General features: G+C 62.6%; 21 protein-coding genes. 5 read left to right on the top strand and 16 right to left on the bottom strand.

Annotation, left to right across the window (positions count from 1 at the left end):
• The 7 genes from CV102_RS24930 to CV102_RS24895 form a co-directional block, all read right to left on the bottom strand.
• Positions 1 to 273, bottom strand: coding sequence for a hypothetical protein (locus tag CV102_RS24930; protein ID WP_148860704.1), 273 nt, complete (start codon positions 271 to 273; stop codon positions 1 to 3).
• 586 nt (positions 274 to 859) lie between these two features.
• Entirely contained in the window at positions 860 to 1,372 is a 513-nt protein-coding gene (locus CV102_RS24920) for an Lrp/AsnC family transcriptional regulator (protein WP_148860703.1), read from the bottom strand.
• Positions 1,373 to 1,476: 104 nt separating this feature from the next.
• The gene (locus tag CV102_RS24915) at positions 1,477 to 2,274 is read right to left on the bottom strand and encodes an ABC transporter permease (RefSeq protein WP_148860702.1); all 798 of its coding nucleotides are present in this window, start codon (positions 2,272 to 2,274) and stop codon (positions 1,477 to 1,479) included.
• Positions 2,274 to 3,269 (bottom strand): ABC transporter permease, encoded by a 996-nt coding sequence (locus tag CV102_RS24910; RefSeq protein ID WP_148860701.1) that lies wholly within the window; start codon positions 3,267 to 3,269, stop codon positions 2,274 to 2,276. The genes CV102_RS24915 and CV102_RS24910 overlap by 1 nt, the downstream gene beginning before the upstream one ends.
• Positions 3,266 to 4,375 carry an ABC transporter ATP-binding protein gene (locus tag CV102_RS24905; protein ID WP_148860700.1) on the bottom strand — a complete coding sequence of 370 codons (1,110 nt, stop codon included), beginning with the start codon at positions 4,373 to 4,375 and terminating at the stop codon, positions 3,266 to 3,268. Before CV102_RS24905 ends, CV102_RS24910 begins: the two co-directional genes overlap by 4 nt.
• A gap of 166 nt (positions 4,376 to 4,541) precedes the next feature.
• The gene (locus CV102_RS24900) at positions 4,542 to 5,642 is read right to left on the bottom strand and encodes an ABC transporter substrate-binding protein (RefSeq protein WP_148860699.1); all 1,101 of its coding nucleotides are present in this window, start codon (positions 5,640 to 5,642) and stop codon (positions 4,542 to 4,544) included.
• A gap of 146 nt (positions 5,643 to 5,788) precedes the next feature.
• Entirely contained in the window at positions 5,789 to 6,958 is a 1,170-nt protein-coding gene (locus CV102_RS24895; RefSeq protein WP_148860698.1) for an NAD(P)/FAD-dependent oxidoreductase, read from the bottom strand.
• A 171-nt stretch (positions 6,959 to 7,129) separates the two neighbouring features.
• Between CV102_RS24895 and CV102_RS24890 the strand changes: the two genes are divergently transcribed.
• Complete coding sequence (locus CV102_RS24890; protein ID WP_148860697.1) at positions 7,130 to 8,479, top strand: acetyl ornithine aminotransferase family protein; 1,350 nt, start codon at positions 7,130 to 7,132, stop codon at positions 8,477 to 8,479.
• On the top strand, positions 8,476 to 9,708 hold the full coding sequence (locus tag CV102_RS24885) for a M20 family metallopeptidase (RefSeq protein ID WP_148860696.1): 1,233 nt from the start codon (positions 8,476 to 8,478) through the stop codon (positions 9,706 to 9,708). Before CV102_RS24890 ends, CV102_RS24885 begins: the two co-directional genes overlap by 4 nt.
• 39 nt (positions 9,709 to 9,747) lie before the next feature.
• On the opposite strand, the gene CV102_RS24880 is transcribed toward CV102_RS24885, so the two are convergent.
• Genes CV102_RS24880 through CV102_RS24870 form a run of 3 tightly spaced genes read right to left on the bottom strand, consistent with a single transcriptional unit; the run spans position 9,748 to position 13,871 of the window.
• Positions 9,748 to 11,169 carry a zinc ribbon domain-containing protein gene (locus tag CV102_RS24880; RefSeq protein ID WP_148860695.1) on the bottom strand — a complete coding sequence of 474 codons (1,422 nt, stop codon included), beginning with the start codon at positions 11,167 to 11,169 and terminating at the stop codon, positions 9,748 to 9,750.
• Positions 11,169 to 12,347: a thiolase domain-containing protein gene (locus tag CV102_RS24875; RefSeq protein WP_148860694.1), complete on the bottom strand. Its 1,179-nt coding sequence runs from the start codon at positions 12,345 to 12,347 to the stop codon at positions 11,169 to 11,171. The genes CV102_RS24880 and CV102_RS24875 overlap by 1 nt, the downstream gene beginning before the upstream one ends.
• Before the next feature lie 6 nt (positions 12,348 to 12,353).
• On the bottom strand, positions 12,354 to 13,871 hold the full coding sequence (locus tag CV102_RS24870; protein ID WP_148860693.1) for an aldehyde dehydrogenase family protein: 1,518 nt from the start codon (positions 13,869 to 13,871) through the stop codon (positions 12,354 to 12,356).
• 482 nt (positions 13,872 to 14,353) lie between these two features.
• Between CV102_RS24870 and CV102_RS24865 the strand changes: the two genes are divergently transcribed.
• Positions 14,354 to 15,712 (top strand): aminotransferase family protein, encoded by a 1,359-nt coding sequence (locus tag CV102_RS24865; protein WP_148860692.1) that lies wholly within the window; start codon positions 14,354 to 14,356, stop codon positions 15,710 to 15,712.
• Between the two features lie 226 nt (positions 15,713 to 15,938).
• Here CV102_RS24865 and CV102_RS24860 read toward each other — a convergent pair whose 3' ends face one another.
• The 4 genes from CV102_RS24860 to CV102_RS24845 form a co-directional block, all read right to left on the bottom strand.
• On the bottom strand, positions 15,939 to 16,742 hold the full coding sequence (locus tag CV102_RS24860; RefSeq protein ID WP_148860691.1) for a CoA-transferase subunit beta: 804 nt from the start codon (positions 16,740 to 16,742) through the stop codon (positions 15,939 to 15,941).
• Entirely contained in the window at positions 16,742 to 17,665 is a 924-nt protein-coding gene (locus CV102_RS24855) for a CoA transferase subunit A (RefSeq protein WP_267903146.1), read from the bottom strand. Before CV102_RS24855 ends, CV102_RS24860 begins: the two co-directional genes overlap by 1 nt.
• A 240-nt stretch (positions 17,666 to 17,905) precedes the next feature.
• Complete coding sequence (locus CV102_RS24850) at positions 17,906 to 18,469, bottom strand: carboxymuconolactone decarboxylase family protein (protein ID WP_148860690.1); 564 nt, start codon at positions 18,467 to 18,469, stop codon at positions 17,906 to 17,908.
• A 565-nt stretch (positions 18,470 to 19,034) separates the two neighbouring features.
• The gene (locus CV102_RS24845; RefSeq protein ID WP_148860689.1) at positions 19,035 to 19,451 is read right to left on the bottom strand and encodes a GlcG/HbpS family heme-binding protein; all 417 of its coding nucleotides are present in this window, start codon (positions 19,449 to 19,451) and stop codon (positions 19,035 to 19,037) included.
• 555 nt (positions 19,452 to 20,006) lie between these two features.
• Between CV102_RS24845 and CV102_RS24835 the strand changes: the two genes are divergently transcribed.
• Positions 20,007 to 20,195: a hypothetical protein gene (locus CV102_RS24835; protein WP_148860688.1), complete on the top strand. Its 189-nt coding sequence runs from the start codon at positions 20,007 to 20,009 to the stop codon at positions 20,193 to 20,195.
• A gap of 97 nt (positions 20,196 to 20,292) precedes the next feature.
• Here CV102_RS24835 and CV102_RS24830 read toward each other — a convergent pair whose 3' ends face one another.
• Positions 20,293 to 20,646: a DUF7344 domain-containing protein gene (locus tag CV102_RS24830; RefSeq protein ID WP_222863739.1), complete on the bottom strand. Its 354-nt coding sequence runs from the start codon at positions 20,644 to 20,646 to the stop codon at positions 20,293 to 20,295.
• Between the two features lie 181 nt (positions 20,647 to 20,827).
• Positions 20,828 to 21,304, bottom strand: coding sequence for an Lrp/AsnC family transcriptional regulator (locus CV102_RS24825; RefSeq protein ID WP_148860687.1), 477 nt, complete (start codon positions 21,302 to 21,304; stop codon positions 20,828 to 20,830).
• 203 nt (positions 21,305 to 21,507) lie between these two features.
• Here CV102_RS24825 and CV102_RS24820 point away from each other — a divergent pair, with 203 nt between their 5' ends.
• Positions 21,508 to 21,786 carry a HalOD1 output domain-containing protein gene (locus tag CV102_RS24820; protein ID WP_148860686.1) on the top strand — a complete coding sequence of 93 codons (279 nt, stop codon included), beginning with the start codon at positions 21,508 to 21,510 and terminating at the stop codon, positions 21,784 to 21,786.
• Positions 21,787 to 22,017 lie beyond the last annotated feature (231 nt).

Genomic DNA, 22,017 nt, shown 5'->3' with positions numbered 1-22,017 from the left:
TCAGTCACCTCCCTCGCGTTTGAAGTCGACGTAATACGTCGCGCCTACGAAACTGCTTGCGAGGCCGAGCCCGACGATCGGTTTGGAAACGAACATCCACGGGAGGTCCCCGACGGTCAACTCCGCTGAGTACAGCACCGGCACGTAAACGACGAGCAGACCAAGGATGCAGCCTGCAACCATGAGTTTCGATACGGGATCTAGATAGAACCAGCCGCTCGTTTCGACCGAACTGGCCGTTTCACCTGACTCCGACTTGGTGTGTTGCGCCATAACGATCCATGTGTAACGATTCGTATTAATCATTGGGCATTATTACTGTTTTCAGAACTAGAAAATAACATATTGTTTGTAATATCTACTAACGAAAGTCGTAGAGGCGATAACAAGACCCCTCTGAGGTGGGTAAGTTACAGGCGGTCGAGACGACTGCCACGGGGCTTGATCCGTGGATGAAGCCGACATTCGGTGAGACGAACGATTACATAGCAACAAACGGAACCGGTGAGCTGTGACGGCGTCACTCGCGTCTGGCCTAGAGTCCAAAAACGCGGACGGTCAGACGGTTCACTGTGACCACCGAGGAGGAGTGGGAGACCCCGAATCCACGCCTGCGGAGACGACACTCCCTGTGGATTCCGTCTCGGAATCTGCACCGCGCGTCGTCAAAGCAGGAAGCTTCGGGGTCGTTCGAGAGAGCGTTGCTCTCTCGTGACTGAGCGGAGCGAAGCTCCGCGAGGTCGTCGTCACAAATCGCCGACTGCTTGAGGGATCTTCGATCCCTCTCTGTCCGCGAGACCTTCGGTCTCGCTTGATGAGGAGACTCTCCGATTCTCGAACCGCTTGTCCCCGAGACAGTTCACTCCTCGGTGACGTCGCTGTTCAAAAGTTTACTGAGGTCCTCGTCGTCGTAGTTGACGAGGAGACGAGACTCGTCTTTGAACGTCTTCAGAACGATGTGAGTCGAAGAGTGTTCGACGCCTTCTGTGTGAATGATATTATCTATAAGCGATTGCAAGTGTTCGTGGTCCCGAAGACGCGAGATTAGAGTGAACGACATCTCGCCGAGCATGAAGTACACCGATTGGACGCCGGAAAGTTCGGTAAGTCGCTCCGCGATGCCCTCGTATCCTGGACCGTACTCGCTTTTGATCTCCGTAATCGCCGTGAGCTCGAAGCCGAGTTTCTGGTGATCGATGTCCGCAACGTTCCCCTGGAGTATTCCTTTCTCACGGTAGTTATCTAGTCGGTAGTAAATCGTCGACGTACTGATTCCGAGTTCCTCACTGAGCTGGTCGACGTCGATCTCGCCTTCTCGGTCGAGCCAGCGGAGGATTTCGAGGTCTTTCTCGTCTAGGTTGAGCTCTACCATATCCGAAGTGGGGGAGGGAACGCCCAAATAGCTTGTTACAGCTATCGAATCCGGACGCTATTTTTGGACGCGGTCCAACCACGCGTGAACCGAACCGCGACCGCTCAGGCCGATTTCAGGATCAGGTTCTTCCCGAGTACAGCGTCGAGAACCAGCGGAACGACGACGGTGACAACGATGAGCATCGTTGCCATTGCGTTGATCATCGGCGTGAGGCTCGTTCGAACCATCGTGTAGATCTCGATCGGAGCGGTCGTCGTCTGGGGCTGGATCCAGAACTGGGTCGCCGTGAACTCGCCGAAGCTGATGACGAACGCGAGCAACATCCCCGCGCCCAGTCCGGGCATGATCAGCGGCAGCGTCACTTCGACGAACGTCTCGAGTTCGTTCGCGCCGAGCGTCCGCGCGGCCTCTTCGAGTTCCTGGTCGAACCGGTAGAGCTGGGCCCGAACCGTGACGAAGACGTACGGGAGGACGAGCGTGGAGTGCCCAGCGATCAGGTAGAGGTAGTTGCGTTCCATCCCGATTTCCGTGAGAAACGTCGTGAGCGCGACGCCGATGACGACCGGACTGATGATCATCGGGAGAAACAGCAGGCTCGAGAGGGCGTTCTTCCACCGGAAGTCGTACCGGACGAAGCCGAACGCGGAGATCATCCCGACGACGCCCGCGACGATCGCACTGCCGGTCGCGACGACGAAGCTGTTGAACAGCGACCGCAGCATCCGATCGTGGGTGAAGAAGTCGTAGTACCACTCGAGGCTGAACCCGGCCGGCGGGAACGTCGCGAACTGCGTCGGGTTGAACGAGATGGCCACGACGACGAACAGCGGCGCCAGCAAGAACAGGTAGACGAGCGCCGACGTCGCTTTGACCGCCGTCCAGCGCAGATCGTCCCGCATCAGCTCCCCTCCCCGAAGAGTTCGTCGAGACTGACGAACCGGTTGAACGCGGTGATCATCACGAACAGGACGACCAGGTAGACGAACGACATCGCGCTGGCCAGCGGCCAGTTCTGCCCCTGCAGGAAGGTGCGTTCGATGAGGTTCGCGATCATCTGGTCCCCGGGGCCGCCGAGCAGCGCCGGCGCCAGGAAGCTCCCGACCGCCAGGATGAACACGAGGATACAACCCGCGACGACGCCGGGCAGCGACAGCGGGAGCGAGACCTCGTAGAACGTCCTGATCGGGTTGGCGCCCATCGTCTTCGCGCTCTCGAGCAGCGAGTCTTCGATCTTCGAGACGCTGTTGTAGATGGGCAAGATCATGAACGGGAGCAGGACCTGCACGAGTCCCGAGATTACGGCGAGGTCGTTGTACAGGAAGTTCCTGGAGCCGAATCCGAGCAGTTCGATCGCCCACGACAGGACGCCGCTCTCGCCGAGGACGAGCATCCACGCGTAGTACCGGACGATCAGCGGCACCCAGAACGGGAGGATGATCAGCAGTAACAACACCGGCAGCCACCTGCTGTCCGAACGGCCCAGGTAGTAGCCGGGCACGTAGCCGAGCACCAGCGTGATCGCGGTGACGGCGATGCCGAACTTCAGCGACTGCCAGAGCACCAGCAGGTAGATGTTGCCGACGTCGAACCCCGTCAGGGAGACGTCCTGGAGCAACACCGAGTAGTAGTTCTCGAGCGTGAACTCCTGGACCATGGTCCCGGCGGCGCCGGTCTGCCAGAACGAGATCGTGAAGATGTACAGCAGCGGGGCGAGCAGAAACAGCATCATCCAGAAGATCCCGACTCCCGCCTGCGCCACGGCGAGCGCGCGCTTTCTGCCCGTCAACCAGTGGACAGGATTCATCAGCGCCGGCGAGTTCAGGATCCGGCTTCGCACCGCGAGCCACCGGTCCGCGTACGGCTCCCGGGTGCCCGGTTCGCCGTCGCCGCTCATCTCACCCCCTCCACCTGCTGGGGGGCGCGGTCGTCGACTGAACGGGCGATGACGAGATCCTCGGGACGAGCGACGACGTAGACCTCGTCGCCGCGCTCGTACTCGTCCACGTTCGTAAAGCCCTGTTTCGAAACGATCACTTCGGTTCCGTCTTCGAGGTCGCAGTAGAAGACCGTCTTCTCGCCGAGGTAGTTGATGACCCTGATGGTCGCCGGGAACGCGTTCTCGTGGCCCGACGGCTGATCGCGGATGTCGAGCTTTTCGGCCCGCAGGAAGACGGCCTCGGACTCGCCGCGGTTGACGTCGACCGACGACGGGAGACGCAACTCGTGGACGCCCGGCGTTTCGAGGACCGGCCGGTCCTCGGTCGCCGTCACCGTCCCGGTGAGCTTCGTCGACTGGCCGATGAAGTCACCGACGAACTCGGAGGTCGGGTTCTCGTAGATGTCGATCGGCGACCCCTGCTGGGAGAGGTGTCCGTCCTCGAGCACCACGACCGTGTCCGAAAGCGAGAACGCCTCCATCTGGTCGTGGGTGACGTAGACGGTCGTCACGCCGATCTCCTTCTGGATGCGCTCGAGTTCGACCCGCATCTGCTGGCGGAGGACGCGATCGAGCGCCGAGAGCGGTTCGTCCAGGAGCAACACGTCCGGTTCGAAGACAAGCGCCCTGGCGAGCGCGACGCGCTGTTGCTGTCCACCGGAGAGTTCAGTCGGCGATCGATCGATCGCGTCCGGGAGTCGGACCATCTCCAGCGCCTCCGCGACCTGCTCGCGACGCTCCTCAGCGCCGACGCCCCGCATCTTGAGCGGGAAGCCGACGTTCTCACCGACGGTCTTGTGCGGAAACAGCGCGTAATGCTGGAACATCATCCCGATGTCCCGCTCGTACGGCGGCTGATCGGTCACGTCCTCGCCACGAATCCGGATCTCCCCCGTCGTCGGCGTCTCCAGTCCGGCGATCATGCGGAGCATCGTCGTCTTTCCGCAGCCGCTCGGCCCGAGCAGGGAGAGAAACTCGCCTTCCTCCGCACTGAAACTGACGTCGTCGACGGCGACGAGGTCGTCGAATCGTTTCGTGACGGTTTCGACTTCGAGATAACTCATAGCAGGACGCTCCGTCGTCGACCGCTACCGGCTGAGTGCCCGGCGAATGGCGGTCCGCGTGATCGACTTCCCACGACCGTCCCAGCGGCCCCCACGAACGGGGACGGACGCCGGGATCGGTGCGCGGTCGACTCCTGTGGAGGGCAGACTACGGCGGCCATACGAGTCAGTATTCACCCATCTTGATGGCGTCGAACGTGTCCATCCACTCGTCCTCGTGCTCGTCGATGAACTCGGGATCCTCGAAGAGCAGTCCCTCACCGCCGGACGGATCGAAGTCCGGAAGCGCCTCGATCTCGTCGGTCTCGACGCCCGTCGCCGGCGGATACCCGATCTCGGGCGAGAGGTCCTGAATGACCTCGTCCTGGTAGGCGAACCCGATGAACTGCTCGGCCAGCTCCCGGTTTTCCGACCCCTTCGCGATCGCCAGCATGTCCGACCACCCCTTCGCGCCCTCCTCCGGGATGGCGTACTCGAGCTGGTCGTACCCCTCGTCCTGGAGCGCCAGAATTCGGCCGCCCCAGCCGGTCCCGACGTACGATGACTCCTCCTGATACTGCGTCACCTGCTCCTGACCGCTCCCCCAGTACGTCCGGACCAGTTCGTGCTGCTCGGCCATCGCGTCGTACACCATCTCGAGACCGTCCTCGTAGGAGCCGTCCGACTCCAGCGTGTTCGGATCGAGTCCGAGGGAGAGCGCCGCATTGAACACCCGGAGCATGGCGAAGTCCTGGACGGTGATGCGGTCCTCGTACTCCTCGTCCCAGAGGAGTTCCCACGACGGCGACGACGTATCGATGTAGTCCGTGTTGTACACCATCCCGATTGTCCCGTAATAAAGCGGTGCGACGTGGGCGTCATCACCGGGATCTAGCGCGAGGTCCTGAAAGACGGGAAACAGGTTGTTCCACGTGTCGATGTCCTCGGTCCGGATCGGTTCGAGGAGGTCCTGCTGGACGGCCTCGTACGTTCGCTCCGCGGAGGGCATGACGATGTCGTATGACCCCTCGGGACTCGAGCGTATGTTCGAGAGCATGCTGTCTTGGTTGTCGAAACTGGTCGCCTCGACCTCGACGTCGTACTCCGCTTCGAACGGTTCGACAACGTGGTCCATCAGCGCCTCCTGTGTGGATCCACCCCACGAGTACAGTCCGAGCGTGCCGTCGTCGTCGTCGTCCGATCCGAGACATCCAGCAACCGCGGTGATTCCGACTGCCGACAGCGCACCGGTTCCCCGAACGAACTGGCGTCGTGAATGCCGTGACATTTTGACTCACCCTACCTCTATTCGCAATGCGTATTAACTCTTCCGCAAGTGTATGTACTCAGATGAACTACTGGGAGAGAATTTCGGGATCATTCCAAAATACTCTCAATAGTAATGTAGAGAATTGAAGTGTGCTACGGGTGCGATTACTCGAGGTTATGGTACTTCCCCTCGAGCGTGAGCATCTCCTCGATCTCGAAGTCGCCGGGATCGTCGTCGAATCGGGTCGGACGCCACTCCGCAACAGGGGGTCGGTCGTCGCAGATCAGTTCCGCGATCGCCCGTCCGACCGCGGGCGAGCGCATGAAGCCATGCCCCTGTAATCCGGCTGCGACGAGGAGTCCATCCGGCCGAGGCTCGGCGCCCGACTCGAACGGCGGCCGACCCACGAGCGGGAAGCAGTCGGGCGTCGCCGTACAGAGGCCGGCCCACGCGTTCTGGACGCCAACGTCGGCGGCCGAGAGCCGGCGCTCGATCGTCTCGCTCATCGTTGCGAGGAAGTCAAAGTCGGCCCGCCGCGAGTAGTCGTCGGGATCCGCCTCCACCTCCTCGGTGCCGTCACCAACGAGGAGACCGGTGTCCTGCGTCGTCCGGAAGTAGACCCCCTCGTGAGCGTCGTAGACCGTCCCCACGTCGACGCCGACCGGCGCCGTCACGAGCGCCTGCGCACGATACGGTTTCGCCGGCAGGTCCACGTCGGCGAGCGCGGCCAGTCGATGCGACCACGGTCCGGCGGCGATCACGACGACGTCCGACTCGATCGTCCCCTCCTCGGTGGTCACCGACGGCGACTCCGACGCGGTGACGTCGATCACGCGCGTCCCGGGGCGGTACTCGAGCCCGTTCGCTTCCGCATCGGCGAGCAGCGTCGTCGTGAACGTGTGCGGGTCCGCGTAGCCGTCCGACGGGGAGTACGTTCCGACGGTGACGCCGTCGAGCGAGAGGGATGGATAGATCATGCCCATCTCGTCCGGTTCGACGAGTCGGACGTCGGCACCTGCCTCCCGTTGCATGGCGACTTCGTGCTCGAAAACGGGCCGCTCTGCCTCCGTCCCCAGCCGGAGGAACCCGCTTTCGTGGAACGTGAAGTGATTGTCCCGCTCGGAGAGCGATCGGAAGAACTCGAGGCTGTACGCCATCGCTCGAACGTCGGCTGGTTCGTGAAGCTGGCTGAAGATCAGCCCGCCCGCTTTGCCCGTCGTCTCCCCCGCTGCGTATCCCTTGTCGAGGAGCCTCACGTCGATGTCCCGCTCGACGAGGTGGGATGCGACGCTCACGCCGATACAGCCGCCGCCGATCACTGTTACGCGTGTCATGGCTCAGATGTCCGCTCCGCGAGCGCACCAGTATGGACCGAGCGTTCGCCGACCGGTGCCTAATAGTTTGTGATTGCGCCAATATCATTCGTACTAGACTGTTCTCAGAGCAATATAGAGGGCCAATTTTGATAGACAATTTAATAGTAGAGGAGACTAGACGGACTGTACATGGGTGACAAACGGGCGATGCCAGCCGCGGAGCCGCAGATCGAGACCGACCTCCCGGGCGAAGAGACGAAGCGACTCGTCGAGGCCGACGAGCGCGTCATCTCGCCGAGTTCGCCGCGAGCGTACCCGCTCGCGATCGAACGCGCGTCAGGGGTGACCGTCACCGACGTCGACGGGAACACGTTCTGGGACTTCGCGAGCGGCATCGCGGTGACGAACGTCGGACACAACCACGAACAGGTCGTCGAGGCGGCGAAAGACCAGCTCGACACGCTCGTCTACCCCGCGTTCTGCGACTACTACTCGCCGGAACCGGTTCGACTCGCCGAGCGACTCGTCGAGCTCGCACCGGGTGACTCGTCCAAGCAGCTCTTTTTCGGAAACAGCGGCACGGAAGCGGTCGAAGCGGGGATGAAGCTCGCGCGCCACCACACCGGTCGCCACCGGTTTATCGCGTTTGAGGGCGCCTTCCACGGCCGGACGATGGGATCGCTCTCGCTGACCGCGAGCAAGACCAAGTACAAACGGAAGTTCGGGCCGCTAGTGCCCGGCGTTGATCACGTTCCCTATCCAGACCAGTCGGCGGCAGACGGGCCCGAGGACGCGCTCGAACGGACGTTCGATGCGCTCGAGGACCTGCTCCGGACGCGGGTGCCGGCCGACGAGGTCGCCGGCATCGTCGTCGAACCGATCCAGGGGGAGGGCGGGTACGTCGTTCCACCAGAGGGGTTCCACCAGCGCCTCCGCGAGTTCGCGGACGAACACGGCATGTTGCTCATCGCGGACGAGATCCAGACGGGGTTCGGCCGCACCGGCGAGTGGTTCGCGATGGACCACTGGGACGTCGAACCCGACATCACGCTCATGGGCAAGGGGATCGCCAACGGACTGCCGATGTCCGCCATGGTCGCCCGATCGGACGTGATGAGCTGGGAAAGCGGGACCCACGCGAGCACGTATCACGGAAACCCCGTCGCTGCGGCCGCCTCGAACGCCGTCATCGACGTCATCGAGGAGGAAGGGCTGCTCGCCAACGCGCGGACGGTCGGCGCCCACCTCCAGGCGGAACTCACCGACCTCGCCGCCGAGGTCGACGAGATCAGCACGGTCCGCGGTCGCGGCCTCATGATCGGCGTCGAGTTCACCGATCCCCGAACCGGCGAGGCGCTCGGCGATCTCTCCGAGGAGATTATGCACGCCGCGTGGAAGCGCGGGCTCATGATCCTCCCCTGCGGGCAGAGCACGATCAGGTTCGCGCCACCGCTCACCATCACCCGCGAGCAGGCCTCGACAGCCGCCGACATCTTCGCCGACGCGGTGGCCGACGCCGTCGTGGCCACAGAGCGATGAGCGAGCACCGAGACGAGCCGGCGAACGCGATCGCCCCGCACGAACGGATCGACGCGGCGGAGGCGATCTCGTTACTTCAGGAGCTCGTCCGGATCCGGAGTCCGTTCTTCGAGGAAGACGAGATGGCCAACGCGGTCTACGACTGGCTCGACGAGCGCGGCCTCGAGCCGGAGTACCACGCCGTGAGCGAGCCGGAGATCACCGGCTTCGAGGGGCGAAACGTCGTCGCACGGATCGAGGGAACGGATCCGGACGCGCCGACGCTCATGCTGAACGGGCACATGGACACGGTCCAGTTGGTCGACGGGTGGGACGAAGACCCGCTGTCGGGACGGATCGAGGACGGCAAATGCTACGGACAGGGGGCGTGCGACATGAAAGGTGGACTGGTGTCGCTCCTCGTGGCGTTCGAGGCGCTCGCCGACCTCCAACTCCGAGGCGACGTTGTCCTCACGGCAGTCGTCGGCGAGGAGGGGCCGTACGGGCTCGGCACCTATCAGCTCCTTTGTGACGGGCTCACCGACGACGTCGACGGCGCGATCGTCGCCGAGCCGGGCCCCACGATCGCACAGCAGGAACTGGAGAACCCGGCGCTCATCCTCGGTTCCCGGGGCGGGGTCCGCTACGAGATCACCGTCATCGGCGACGCCGCCCACGCCGCACATCCCGAACGAGGGACGAACGCCGTCGTCGACGCGGCCCGGATCGCGACCGCCTTCGACGAGATGCAGTGTGCGACCCATCCGGTACTCGGCTCGGGCTCGGTCTGTCCCCTCGAGATCCGGGGCGGTGACGATCCGCTGTCGGTCCCCGATCGCTGCAGCCTCGCCGTAAATCGGCACGTCGTTCCCGGCGAAACCGAAGCGGTCGTCCTCGAACAGGCGTCGGCACTCGTCTCGGAGCTCGACCTCGACTCGTCGGTCGAGATCGAACTCAGGGACGTGCCGTCCGAAGACGCGCGGTTCGGTCCGTACGTGACCAACGAGGAGCACGGACTCGTCCGTGCGCTGGCTGACAGCAGTGAACGGCTGACAGGCGCCGAACCTGCCGTCGGCTACTTCTCGAGCATCGGCGACTTCAACCACCTCGGACACACGGCCAAGATCCCGACCATCATGATCGGCCCGGACGGCGACAACGTCCACAGGAGCGGCGAGTACGTCTATACGGACGAGGTCGGAGCGGTCGCGCGGATCGTCGCCGACGCCGCCGCCGCGTGGCTGAAATAAAAGCAGCCGCGTTCGGCGCGCAGGTCTTCGAGACGCTCGTTACGACGGCCGTATCTTGAACCCGTACCGCGTGACGCCCTCCTGGGTGTAGATGCGCCGGGTCGTCGTCTCGACCCGATCGCCGACGGAGAACGCCGCCGGCGCGGCGTCGGTTCCCATCACCGGCACGCTGACCGTTTCGTCTCCGGCATCGACGTCGAGCGCGACGATCGCCGCCGCGTAGTCGCCGGACTTGGCCTGCTGTTCGGCAAACTCCGGCGGCGCGCCGCCCTGCGAGATCGTCGTGACCGCTTCGATCGTCCCTTCACCGGGGAGGTCGATCGGTTCGTATCCCTCGCGTGCACCGCAGTCGTCACAGATTCCCTCGGGTGGGAACGCGAACGCCCCACAGTCGGGACACCGACCTGCTTCGAGTCGGTACCGCTGGGGGAGCGATCGGCGCCAGGACGGCACGCTGACGTAAGCGCCACCGCCCGAGGGCGGCCCGCTCGTGACGACGCCGCGCTGGCGGAGGTACTCGGCGTACGTGAGCGCGTCGCCGTCTTTGAGCGCGGTGTTCGCCGGGACATCGCCGGCCGATTCGACGACGATCGCGTCGGCACCCGCACCGCTGCCGTGAGACACGCCGAGGATCGAGTCGTGTCCGGCAGCGATCGCCCGAGCGAGGCTTACCGGGACGCTGGCGGCCCCGAGGTTGCCGAGATCGTGGACCGTCGCACAGGCACGGATCTCGTCAGTCCCGACGCCAGCCGTGCCCGCAGCGCGGTAGGGGAGTTTTCCGTCGGGCGCTTGGACCGCCGCCGCTTCGGGAGCAGGGTCGATCTCGAGGCCGGCGACCGCACCTCCGATCGTCTCAGTGAACGCCCGACGATCGTACTGGGTAATGCCGAGTCCCTCCGTCTCTCGATCGCCGGCGTTCCGGAACCGGGTCCCGGGATAGGGCGTCGCATACTCCGCGCGATCGACGATCCTGGCTGGGCCATCGCGTTCGAGGACGAATGCCGCCGCGCCAGCCCCGGCCGCGTGATCGATCGCGTCGTCGGGCTTGCCTCGCGGTGCGTCCGCGGCCACAACGAGGGCGAGGCCACCGTCGGCCTCGATCGCGTCCATTCCTGCCCAGAGCGCACGGGTCCCGGCTCGGGTGCTCCCGGTGAAGAGTTGCCGGGTTGCTCCATTGGGGAGCGCGAGCATCGCACCGAGCCGTGCCGTCAGGTCTTCGTTCTCGAGTGGCGGGGTCGCGGTTCCAAAGCCCAGCCACGAGACGTCCTCGCCGTCGAGGTCGGCGGCTTCGAGTGCCCGACTCGCGGCCTCGTACCCCATTGTCAGGGCGTCTTCGTCGGCAGCGGGGACGGCCTTCTCGCTCACGCCCGCTGCCTGGAACTGCCCCCAGGCCTCCTCGAACGCTTCGGCACTGATCCTGAAGCGGGGTGCGTACGCGCCGGCGGCAGTGATCGCAGTCATTACGCGCTCACCGCCGTTTCCTTCTCGAAAATATGCACGACGGCCGCACCGCCGCTCCCGCCCACGTTGTGGGTAAGTCCCCGAACCGGGTTCTCGACCTGTCGCTCCCCCGCCTCGCCGGAGAGCTGCTTGAACGCCTCGACGACCTGTCCAGCGCCGGTCGCGCCGATCGGGTGCCCTTTGGACTTGAGTCCGCCGGAAGTATTGACCGGGAGGTCGCCGTCGAGTGCGGTCGCACCGGACTCGACGAGCGCACCCGCCTCCCCTTTTTCGCAGAAGTGCAGGTCCTCGTAGGCGAGCAGTTCGGCGATCGCAAAGCAGTCGTGGACCTCTGCAAAATCGAGATCCTCGGGCGTGAGGCCAGCCATGTCGTAGGCCGCCTCGGCCGCGCGTTCACTTGCGGGGACACCGACGTAGCTGTCGCGCTGGAAGAGTCCGACGCTGTCGCTGCCGGCGCCGACGCCGGCGACGCGAATCGGGTCGTCCGTATATTCGTCGACAACATCCTCGCTGACGATCAGGGCACAGGCCGCGCCGTCGGAGGTCGGACAGCAGTGATAGAGGTTGAGCGGCTCAGCCACGGTCGGCGCAGACTGGGCCTCGTCGAGCGAACACTCGAAGCCCAGTTGCGCGTGGGGGTTCTTCGCGCCGTTTGCGTGATTTTTGACGGCGACTCGTGAGAGCTGTTTGCGGGTGGTGTCGTACCGTTCCATGTGCGCGGAAGCCATCTGTGCGTAGACCCCAGCAAACGTCGTTCCAGAGAGTCGTTCCCACTCGGTCTCCCCGGAAACGCCGAGCCAGTACTTCGTCGCATCAGAGCTCATGTCTGACATGACCTCGAACCCGCCCGCGAGGACGACGTCGGCCATCCCCGATTTGACGGCCTGGACGGCCTGGCGAACCGCGAACCCGCTCGCCGCACAGGCGTTTTCGACCCGCGTGCACGGGACGCCGTCGAGACCCACGTGTTCGGTCACGGCAGGGCCCGAGAGGCCGAGTTGCCGACCCCCGACGCCGAGCGTGCCCACGAAGGCCTCGTCGATCTCACTCGCCATCAGTCCCTTCGGGACGCTCTCCGTTGTGGCGTCGAACGCCGTCCGGAACAGCGATCGGTAGCTCTCCTCGGGGAAGGCCCCGTAGCCGGACTGGCCGGCTCCGACCAAGAATGCGTCTGTCATCGGCGGTCAGAGCGACGTGTCGCCGAGTTCGACGTTGACCGTCTTGGTCTGCGTGTAATACTCGAGGGCATCCTTGCCACACTCCCGGCCGATCCCCGATCGCTTGTACCCGCCGAAGGGACCGCCCGTAACCGTCGAGCCGTACGTGTTGATCCAGACGCTCCCGGCCTCGAGGTCCGCAGCAGCGCGATGGGCGAGGTCGGTGTTCTCCGTCGCGACGCCAGCTGCCAGGCCGTACGGCGTGTCGTTGGCGATCGTAATCGCCTCCTCGTACTCGCTGAAAGTGTTGATCGTCTCGACGGGGCCGAAAACCTCCTCGCGCGCGACCCGCATCTCGTTATCGACGTCGTCGAAGACCGTCGGCTCGACAAACCAGCCGTCCTCGAGTTCATCGCCAGCAGGTCGATCGCCACCGGCGACGAGCGTTGCCCCGTCGTCGAGACCGGTTTCGACGTACCCGGTGACCTTCTCGTACTGGGCCTGCGAGGCGAGCGGCCCCATCGTCGTTTCCTCGACGAGCGGATCGCCAATCACGTGGGCTTCGGCCGCCTCGACGAACCGATCGACGAACTCGTCGTGAACGTCTTCGTGGACGAGCACCCGTGACGGCGCGTCACAGGATTGGCCGGTGTTGTAGAAGATTCCGCCGGCGACGGTCTCGACCGCTGCATCGAGGTCAGCGTCGGGAAAGACGAGGAACGGCGACTTGCCACCGAGTTCGAGGGTGACGGGCGTGATCGAATCCGCAGCAGTCCGCATTACCTCCTCCCCGGTCACGTCTTCGCCCGTGAACGAGAGTTTATCCACCCCGTCGTGGCCGGCAAGCGGTGCGCCAGCCTCCTCGCCGTAGCCATGAACGACGTTGAGGACGCCGTCGGGGAAGACGTCTTTCGAGAGCTGTGCGACGCGAGTCGCTGTGAGGGGGCTGTCTTCCGCCGGCTTGAGCACGACCGCGTTCCCCGCTGCCAGCGCCGGGCCGAGTTTCCATGACGCGAGTACGAGCGGGAAGTTCCACGGGACGATCGCGCCGACGACACCGTACGGTTCCTGACGGGTGTAGACGTGAGCGTCGGTCGAGACGGGGACCTGAACACCCTCTTGGCCGCGACTCACAGCCGCGTAGTACTCGAGGAACTCGAGGGCCTTCTCGATCTCTCCGTGCGCATGACCGAGTGGTTTTCCGACGTCGAGACTTTCGAGCAGCGCTAGTTCATCGGCGTGCTCGCGAAGCGTCTCGATCCACTCCTGGAGCAGTCGAGAGCGCTCTGCGGCCGTCGTGTCGCCCCACTCGCCGTCGATAGCATCGCGAGCGGCGGCGACGGCCTTATCGACGTCGGCTTCCCCGCTCCGGGGGATCGCTGTGATGGGGTCCGTAACCGCTGGGTCGATCGTTTCAAACGTCTCGTCAGTCGTTGCAGCGACCGACTCTCCATCGATCCAGTTGGCGAACGAGCGATCCGTCGTCGCTCGTTCGATCGCCTCGCGGTGATTCTCTTCGATCGTACCGTCGTAATAGTCGACCATTATCCTCGTTGCCGACGAGTATCCGAGACTGCTTAGATATTTTGGTTCTCTACAATATACTATCGTCTTTGTAAGAGGAGTTACGACTGTGTGGACTATATTCAGTACAGAGGCTAATTCGACGACCCCGTTTCGTTGGCAGTGATGGAGAACACCGAGTACGACGAACACCGTGGTTGGGACGGCCCTGGTCGTCCCACAGTCGACAGGCTTGCCGGGACTGGGATGGCTGAACTACCCCGATCAGGTCGTCCTGGTGGGCTTTTTTGTCTGGTCTGGGTTTTGCCGACGGCCGGAAGTGCATTCCAGGCGTAGACGCCGGATCACGGGCGCCTGTCTGCCGACCATGACGGGTCGCTGGTCGCGCTCGCCACGCATCCTGGTTGCAATAGTTACGAATTCTTTTGGCATATATTCAGATTTGGCCTAATATCACCCTCTTCAGTAAGACTTAATTCAGGCCAGTGCGTTACTCCTCGTATATGGCCAACCCAGCGAACGTATTTTATAAGTGGGGCGGCGGAATGAACCCCGACTTTCCCCAGATCCGCCGCGCATACGACGAATTTCTCGTCACCGAGGACGGTCGAGAACTCGTCGATGCCGCAGCGGGCGCAGCGGTCGTCAATCTCGGACACTCAGTCCCTGGCGTCGAGAGTGTCGCCGAAACACAACTGTCGGACGTCTCGTATCTCAGCCTCTCACACTTCTCTCACGAGGCGACGGAAGAGCTAGCCACACTGCTCGCTTCACTCACACCGGGCGACTTGAACGCAGCGTTTTTTGTGAACTCCGGGAGCGAAGCGAACGAGATGGCGTTCAAACTGGCTCGGGCCTACCATCGCGAGACCGGTAACCCGCACAAAAGTACGATCATCGGCCGATGGCAGTCGTACCACGGCGCGACCCTCGGCGCTCTGTCCGCGACCGGCAACACGAGTCGACGAAGCGAGTACGAGCCACTGCTACACGGCTGGCCCCACGTCCCACCGGCCTACCCCTACCGCTGGAAGTACGAGGGAACAGAGAAAGAACAGGCCATCGCAGCCGCACGCGAACTGGAGACAACCATCAAACAGGAGGGGCCGGAAACGGTCGCCGCGTTCGTCGCCGAACCCATCTCGGGAGCGAGTATTCCCGCCGCGTCCCCCCACCCGGCGTACTTCGAAGAGATCCGGCGCATCTGCGACGAGTACGACGTCCTCTTCATCGCGGACGAGGTCATGACCGGTTTCGGCCGGACAGGGGAAATGTTCGCTATGGATCGCTTCGACGTCGTCCCCGACATGATAACGCTCGGAAAGGGCATGTCGGGCGGCTACACGCCTATCAGTGCGACGATGGTCCGCGACGACATCGCCGCCAGGTTCGAAAACGGGACCGGTAAATCGTTTTCACACGGCCACACGTTCGGCGGCAATCCGCTCTCGGCAGCGATCGCCGCCCACGTCGTTGACCAGTACACCGACTCGGTGCTCGAAACCGGCCGGAAACGCGGTGCACAGCTGGCGGCCGAACTCGACGAGTTGCACAACCAGCCGATCGTCGGTGACGTCCGCCACGCCGGGGCAATGATCGGCATCGAATTCGTCGCCGATCGGGAAACGAAAGCGCCGTTCGATCCTGACCTGAACGTGAACAAGCGCGTCTACGAACACGCACTGGAACGCGGCGTGTACACCTATCCAGGGTCAGGCTCGGTCGACGGAGTTGAAGGTGACCACCTCATGCTCACGCCGCCACTGACGATCAGCGAAGAGACCGTCAAAACCGTCGCAACGGCAGTGCTCGAGGCGATCAACGAGGTGACCGAGACGGTCACCCCCCACGACGTACGGTGACGTCCTCCCCGCTCTACAGTCGGGTGACTCTCGCTGTTTACGGAGAATCAAGGAGAAAGCCCCGCCCTTTAGAGTGGGGATGAATCCGACAAACCATCCACAATCAACCGACGATGGCAGGGCCGAGTCTCCCACGCCAACGCATACTTTTACGAACCCGACAGAGCAGCGTCGCTGGCAACGAACCGACCGTGACGGGAACACAGAGAAAAGCTCGTCCGACGCGCTATTCGAGGTAGACGCCGTCCGGATCGAGTTCCTCCCGGAGCAGTCGGAGGTCCTCGGTATCTGGCGTCGGCGTCGTTTCCACGTCGTCTGCGAACGCGAGAGTCCAGCCAGTCGCGTTCTGTACTTCGTCGCGTGAGACGCCAGGATGGAGTGTCTCGGCGTACAGTTCACCATCCTCGTCGAACCGCATGACCGCCAGATCCGTGATGATCGCCTCCGGACCACCGCGAAGGCCGAGTTCCTCGCGGCCCTCCCGTCCATCGACGTAGCCCGGACTGGTGACGAAGTCGACTTCCTCAGGGAACCGCCGTTTCTGGTGTGGCGTGATCACCAGCGTCCGGTGGGCGTTGCTGGCGATCTCGCAGGCGCCGCCGCTGCCGGGCAGGCGAACCGCCGGATCCTCGTAGTCGCCGATTACCGTCGAGTTGATATTGCCGTAGCGATCGATCTGCGCGCCGCCAAGGAACCCGACGTCGATTCGGCCTCCCTGCAGGTATTTGCTGAACCCCTCGAACATCGGAACGACACCGACCGCGCCGGTCGCCAGAACGGGATCCCCGATCGACAGCGGCAGCGACGACGGGTTCGAATCGATCGTGCCTGACTCGTAGATCATCCGGAGGTTCGGTGCATGCGTCCGTTTCGCCAGGTTACAGGCGAGGTTCGGGACACCCACGCCGACGAGGACGGACTCGTCATCGCGGAGTTCGCGGGCTGCAGTAGTCACCATCAGCTCAGTCGACGTATAGTCGGGCTCACTGCTGTCGATCGAATCGTCGGCCTCTGGCTCCGTGTCAGTCATCAGTACCCCCCCATGTCGATCGGCGTCGCATACTCGGTGGACGGCTTCAGATCGAGCAGTCGCTCGCTATCGAGCTTCTCGAGATACTCTCGGCGGTCTGTTACGCCGTAGACCCACTCATCTAGCCATTCCTCGATGCTGGCCTGTGACTCAGAAATCTCGTTCCACTCGAGGTAGGCCTGGTTATCCCGGTCGTAGCATCCCTGTGCGTAGGAGGGATGTGATCCGTACGGTTCCTCGACGACGTAGTCGACGGCTGAGCCAGGGACGAGAGTCCGATTCGGATCACTTCGGATGACCTGTTCGTCGACGATCTCCTCGACACTCAGAATCACGGTTTCAGCGGCCAATGCGACCTCCGGGATCTCGCCCGGGATCCCCCAGACGTGAGCGTTACCGCTCACGTCACCTCGCTGAGCGCGCACAACCGCTACGTTCGGACACAGCGGTGGCACGGCATAGATTTCGTCGTCACCGAACGGGCTCTCCACACGTCGGATATTCTCGTTCTGCTCGGGCAGGTCAGAGCCTGCGAACGTTCGAACCGGCATAAACGGAAGGCCACGCGCGCCGGCCGCAAGTCGCGCCGTCAGTCCGAAGTGTGTGTACTCATCGATCTCGATCGCGTTCGGGACGCCGTCCTCGACCGCCCGCCGGAACGCACGAAGGCTCCCAACGCCCGGATTGCCAGCCCACGAGAACGTCACTCGCGAAGCAACGCCGGCGGCGATCAGCTGATCGTAGATCAGGTCCGGCGTCGCCCGAATCAGGTGCAAATCGGTGTACCCTTGCCGGACGATTTCATGACCTGCCGCGAACGGGATCAGGTGTGTAAACCCGGCGAGATACACCGAATCTCCATCGCTTACGGCCTGATCGATGGCGGTGTGCATATTCGTCGCCGTTGGCACACCCTCACTCATCGCTGACTCTGGAGTTATTATTGTCGCCCTTAGCCGTTCCCACCACAACTATACAGCATATCATTTGTATTCGTTACAATTATTCGGGGTAGTATAGACTTTGCGGTGGGGAGAGCAGATTCGGTCAGCAGCCCAGCAAGCGTCTCCTTCCCTGGCGTCTCGTCTTGGCACAACGACGCACAGCTAGAGCTACCCGGATCCGCCGCTAGTTTCTTGCGATGACTCCTGTGGGAACGGTGATTACGCCGTCCAGTCGATTTGGCCACTCTCCGGAAGGATCCCAAAGGCGTGAATCACGCTCGCTAGCATCCCATAGTATCCAATCGTGGTCGTTAATTCGACGAGCTCTTGCTCACTGAAGTGACGCTGTGCACGGGAAAACGTCGAGTCACTGATTTCGTTGGACTCGATAAGTTCCCTGGCGTATCGGACGACAAGCGCCGCTTCTTCCGAGAGGTCCTTCACTGGGTCGCGATTGCGGACGATCCGAACAGCGGTCTCACTGACGCCCTCGTTACGCGCAATCGGTTCGTGATAGGCCCATTCGTATGCGCACCTGTGTTCACGAGCGGTGGTTAGCACCGCCAACTCTCGAACCCACCCAGCGAGTTCGCTTTCGAATCGGATGTACGTGCCGAGTTTTCCGACCCTGGTTGCGATATCCGGACTGTGCAAGAGCGCACAGAACGGGCCTTTCACGTGGTCACGTGTCTGGAAGATGTACTCAAACGCCTCTTCAGCGTCGGAATCAACATCGGACCGCGATCTAATCATCGGGACTCGCTCGCTGGATTCACCGGACATGCGCAGGCACTCTTTCCACCCCGATAAAAAACCTACCGGTGGTATGCCCTTTGAATTTCCGCAGCTGCCGGCGAGATCTGGGAGCGCTACCGAGAGCTGCGTTCCTTTACGCACGAGCCGGTGATACGCAGACTCCCGGAAAGATGGCAATAGACCCGGGATACCGTGACCTCGAGATCCTCGCCTACGGCCCTACGAGCGTCTCGATAGCAGATCGCAGTGAGTGAGAGCCGTAGAACGCGTCTTCCAGCGACAGCTGGTGTCCTCAGACGAACCACTGGACGTCGTCTCGAGTCCGGACCGACGACCGAGCGAGGAAGCAACCCACGACGACGCGACCCGTTCGGACAGCCGCACACGGATGGTTCGTGGATCAGCTGGGAGACGAGGAAATCATATCTGACAAGGATACACCATGGGTGGGTTTCGATAAGGGGGAACGATATGGTCTCTCTGACGCTACTACCCATCACACATGGTAACTATTGGCGATCCAAAACCGGGCACTACTATTTCTGGGTGAGAGTTTGGACGAGACAAAACTGGCGCAAAACGGTTTCGACGGTTAGCCGTTCTCGAACGCCTCGAGCCCCGCGTGGGCGACTTCGACGTCCTCTTCTACGCTGCCGCCGGAGACGCCGATACCGCCGACGACGGTGCCCTCGTCGTCCTCGAGGGGTAATCCGCCACCGAAGGTGATGATTCGGCCGTCGTTCGTCTCCCCGATCCCATACAACGACTCTCCCGGCTGTGATGCCTCGTGAATGGTTTCCGTATCCAGTTTCAACGAGACCGCTGAGTAGGCCTTGTTCTGGGCGATGTCGATGCTCGCGAGAAGCGCTCCGTCCATCCGGTGAAAGCCGACGAGATTGCCACCCTCGTCCATTACTGCGATACACATCGGCGGGACGTCGGATTCCCCGACGTGGTTCTCCGACGCTTCGATGATCTCTGTTGCGACATCCAGTGTGACTTCTGTCATGTGTTCCGGCCTCCCGTCTCTATACTCATAATGATGAAAAATAAATGCATACCGTGAGTTACCATGACTATTGGATCCGTCTGAACCTCTCGTCGGTCGATAGATCGCCGCACGGACTCCGTCCGAACGCGACGATCGCGACGACAGCCGGTCCGGGGTCGCCGTCCTCTGACCGCCGCGGCGCCCACTCCGGGTCGGGAGTGCGACCCTCCCGCGGTCGCGATCGGCTCGCAGGTGACGGGTTCTGCAGGATCACCTTGTCGGGCCCGAACCCGATACCGCCCTCCGCATCGGCTGTGGGGCGGCGCTGTACGAGGCCGACATCGTGTTCGCGTCCGCATATCGCTGGGCCGATTCAACACGATGGGACGTCCCGCGGTTGGTCTGTCGTGGCTGTGTGCCCGATCGGATTCGCTCGCCGACGCTCGGTACGACGGAGGGTCTTGTCGGTGGTCGGCTCGGGACGATCGCGCTCCCCACGCCACGCAGCCAACAGCTCTGTCTGACCGACCTCACAATGCGGGCGTTCTGCCCGCCAGCGGAAGGATCAGAACCGTGAGTTCCAGACTGGAGTCTCCGGAACTCGCCGCCGAAGTCCGTGACGGTGAACCCGTGGCGTTCGACGACCCGACGACGCACGGATACGGCTGGTCGATACGCTCGAGCGAGGGCGAGAAACGAGACGACGCCACCTCTCGGCATTGCGGCGATCACGACGGAAGCTACGAGTCTCACTCGTACTGATGTGGACGCAGTCCCACTCGACGGCCTCTCCGTGTGAGAGTAGTCGAGCCGAACTGGCACTCCCGAAGCTGGAATTGACACCGGAACGTACTCCGATCTACGGCCAACTCGCCGGAAGCTCGTCCCGGTGGGCGATCATCAACTCGACGAGCGGTGCGATCTCGTCGAAGCGCGGCCCGCGGCTAATCGTCTTCGAATCGGGGTTCCACTCGATAACGCCCGCATCGTCGAGCTTCGGGAGGTGAGTGTGGTGCAGCCTCGCCAAGACGTCCTCGGGTCGCTCGTCGCTGGTGAACTCCCCTGGAACGAACTCGGCTTCCTCTCTCGGGTTCGCGTCGGCAAGCGCCGTCAGGATGCGGCGTCGAGAGGGCTTGCTGAGGACTTCGAAGAGTTCGTCGAGCGTGGCACGCTCGCGTTGAAGAGTCGGATCGCGTCGCGAAATGTCAGTCATATGTTGCCAAGGAACAGATGAGCTTGTATTACCGCCCCATCTGATTCGTTCTGTTGTCCGGCACTAATCCGCAAAAAGCTTGTGCCAAACGCGACTCGAGGGATGTGATTGCCGCACTTTTCGCCCGATAAGTTGCCAATTTCACACACCCATCAAGTGATTCGACAGTCGGCCAGCCGAATTACTCCTCGTCTTTTTCGAACTCGAACTCCGTCCAGGGGCGGGTGTAGTGGTTGGTGATGATTTCAGACGACTCGACACTGAAGCCCATCGAAGCGAGTTCGTTGGTGATTTTGGTCAGGTCTCGGGTGTCCGTGGCGACGACCTCGATATAGATGTTGCGCTTGCTGGTGAGCATCTCGCGGACGTCAACTACCCCATGCTGCTCCAGTATGTTGGCGGCCAGCTCTTCGCGCTCGTCGGCGGGGGCGCTACAGACGAACAGCACGTGCAGCGGGTAGTTCGCCTTCTCGTAGTCGATCTTCGGGAAGTACCCCTCGATGACGCCTGTCTCCTCCATGTCCTCGATGCGGTTGCGGACGGTGCTGGCGGCGACGTTGACCTGTTCTGCGATCTCGGCGATCGTGACGTTCCGGGCGTCGTTCTGTAGCAAGAACAGGATACCACGATCGACGTCGTCGAGTGCGACTTCCCTCATGGGGTATACAGACCCGCCGCCTGTATGAATCTTCGTCCGTATTGCGGACATCCACACCGTTGGTGTCTCACACCGCGAGGGCGACGGACTGAGGCTGCTCGTTCGAAAGTCAAACTGCGAATTTCGCACATCTATGGGCTATATTTGCGAAATAAGCGGTCTCAGCCCAACATATATACACCAACACAGCATACCGCTGGGTGATGGTATCCCACGCGCCGTCATACCGGGTGGTCGAGGCGGTAGCCCAGAAGGAGGGGATCTCGCCGAGCGAGTTATCCCCACCACTGTTCAGCGTCGTCGATCCGGACGCGCTGGACGCGCTCGTTCAGGAGGATGTGGACTCGAACACCAGGCAGGTAGAGGTTGAGTTCACGTATCTGGATTACGTCGTTCAGATCCGGAACGGCCCCACAGTGAGCATCTCGGCTCAGGATGGAGACGTATCGATGGACGATCCCGAGTCCGTGCCGGGACAGTGAGCCACTTCGAGGAGTAGTGCCCCCGAAACGTCGTCTTCTCAGGAGGCTGCGGAGACACAGAGGGAAGTCGCAGTGATTCCTCATCCGTGCGCACTCTTCCGTCTCCATCGCTAGAATCGCAGATCTTCTGAACGCGTCGTGCATCGACTTCGAGGTGACATCCTCACCCGCCGTAAACGGCGGGGCTTCCTACAAGGGAAGCCTCGCGATTGAGGTGGTTTCAGGACTCGA

The sequence above is a fragment of the Natronococcus pandeyae genome, assembly GCF_008122205.1.
In the GTDB taxonomy this organism is placed as follows: Archaea; Halobacteriota; Halobacteria; order Halobacteriales; family Natrialbaceae; genus Natronococcus; species Natronococcus pandeyae.
The sequence above is the reverse complement of the archived record's forward strand: the minus strand, read 5'-3'. Positions and strand labels throughout refer to the sequence as shown.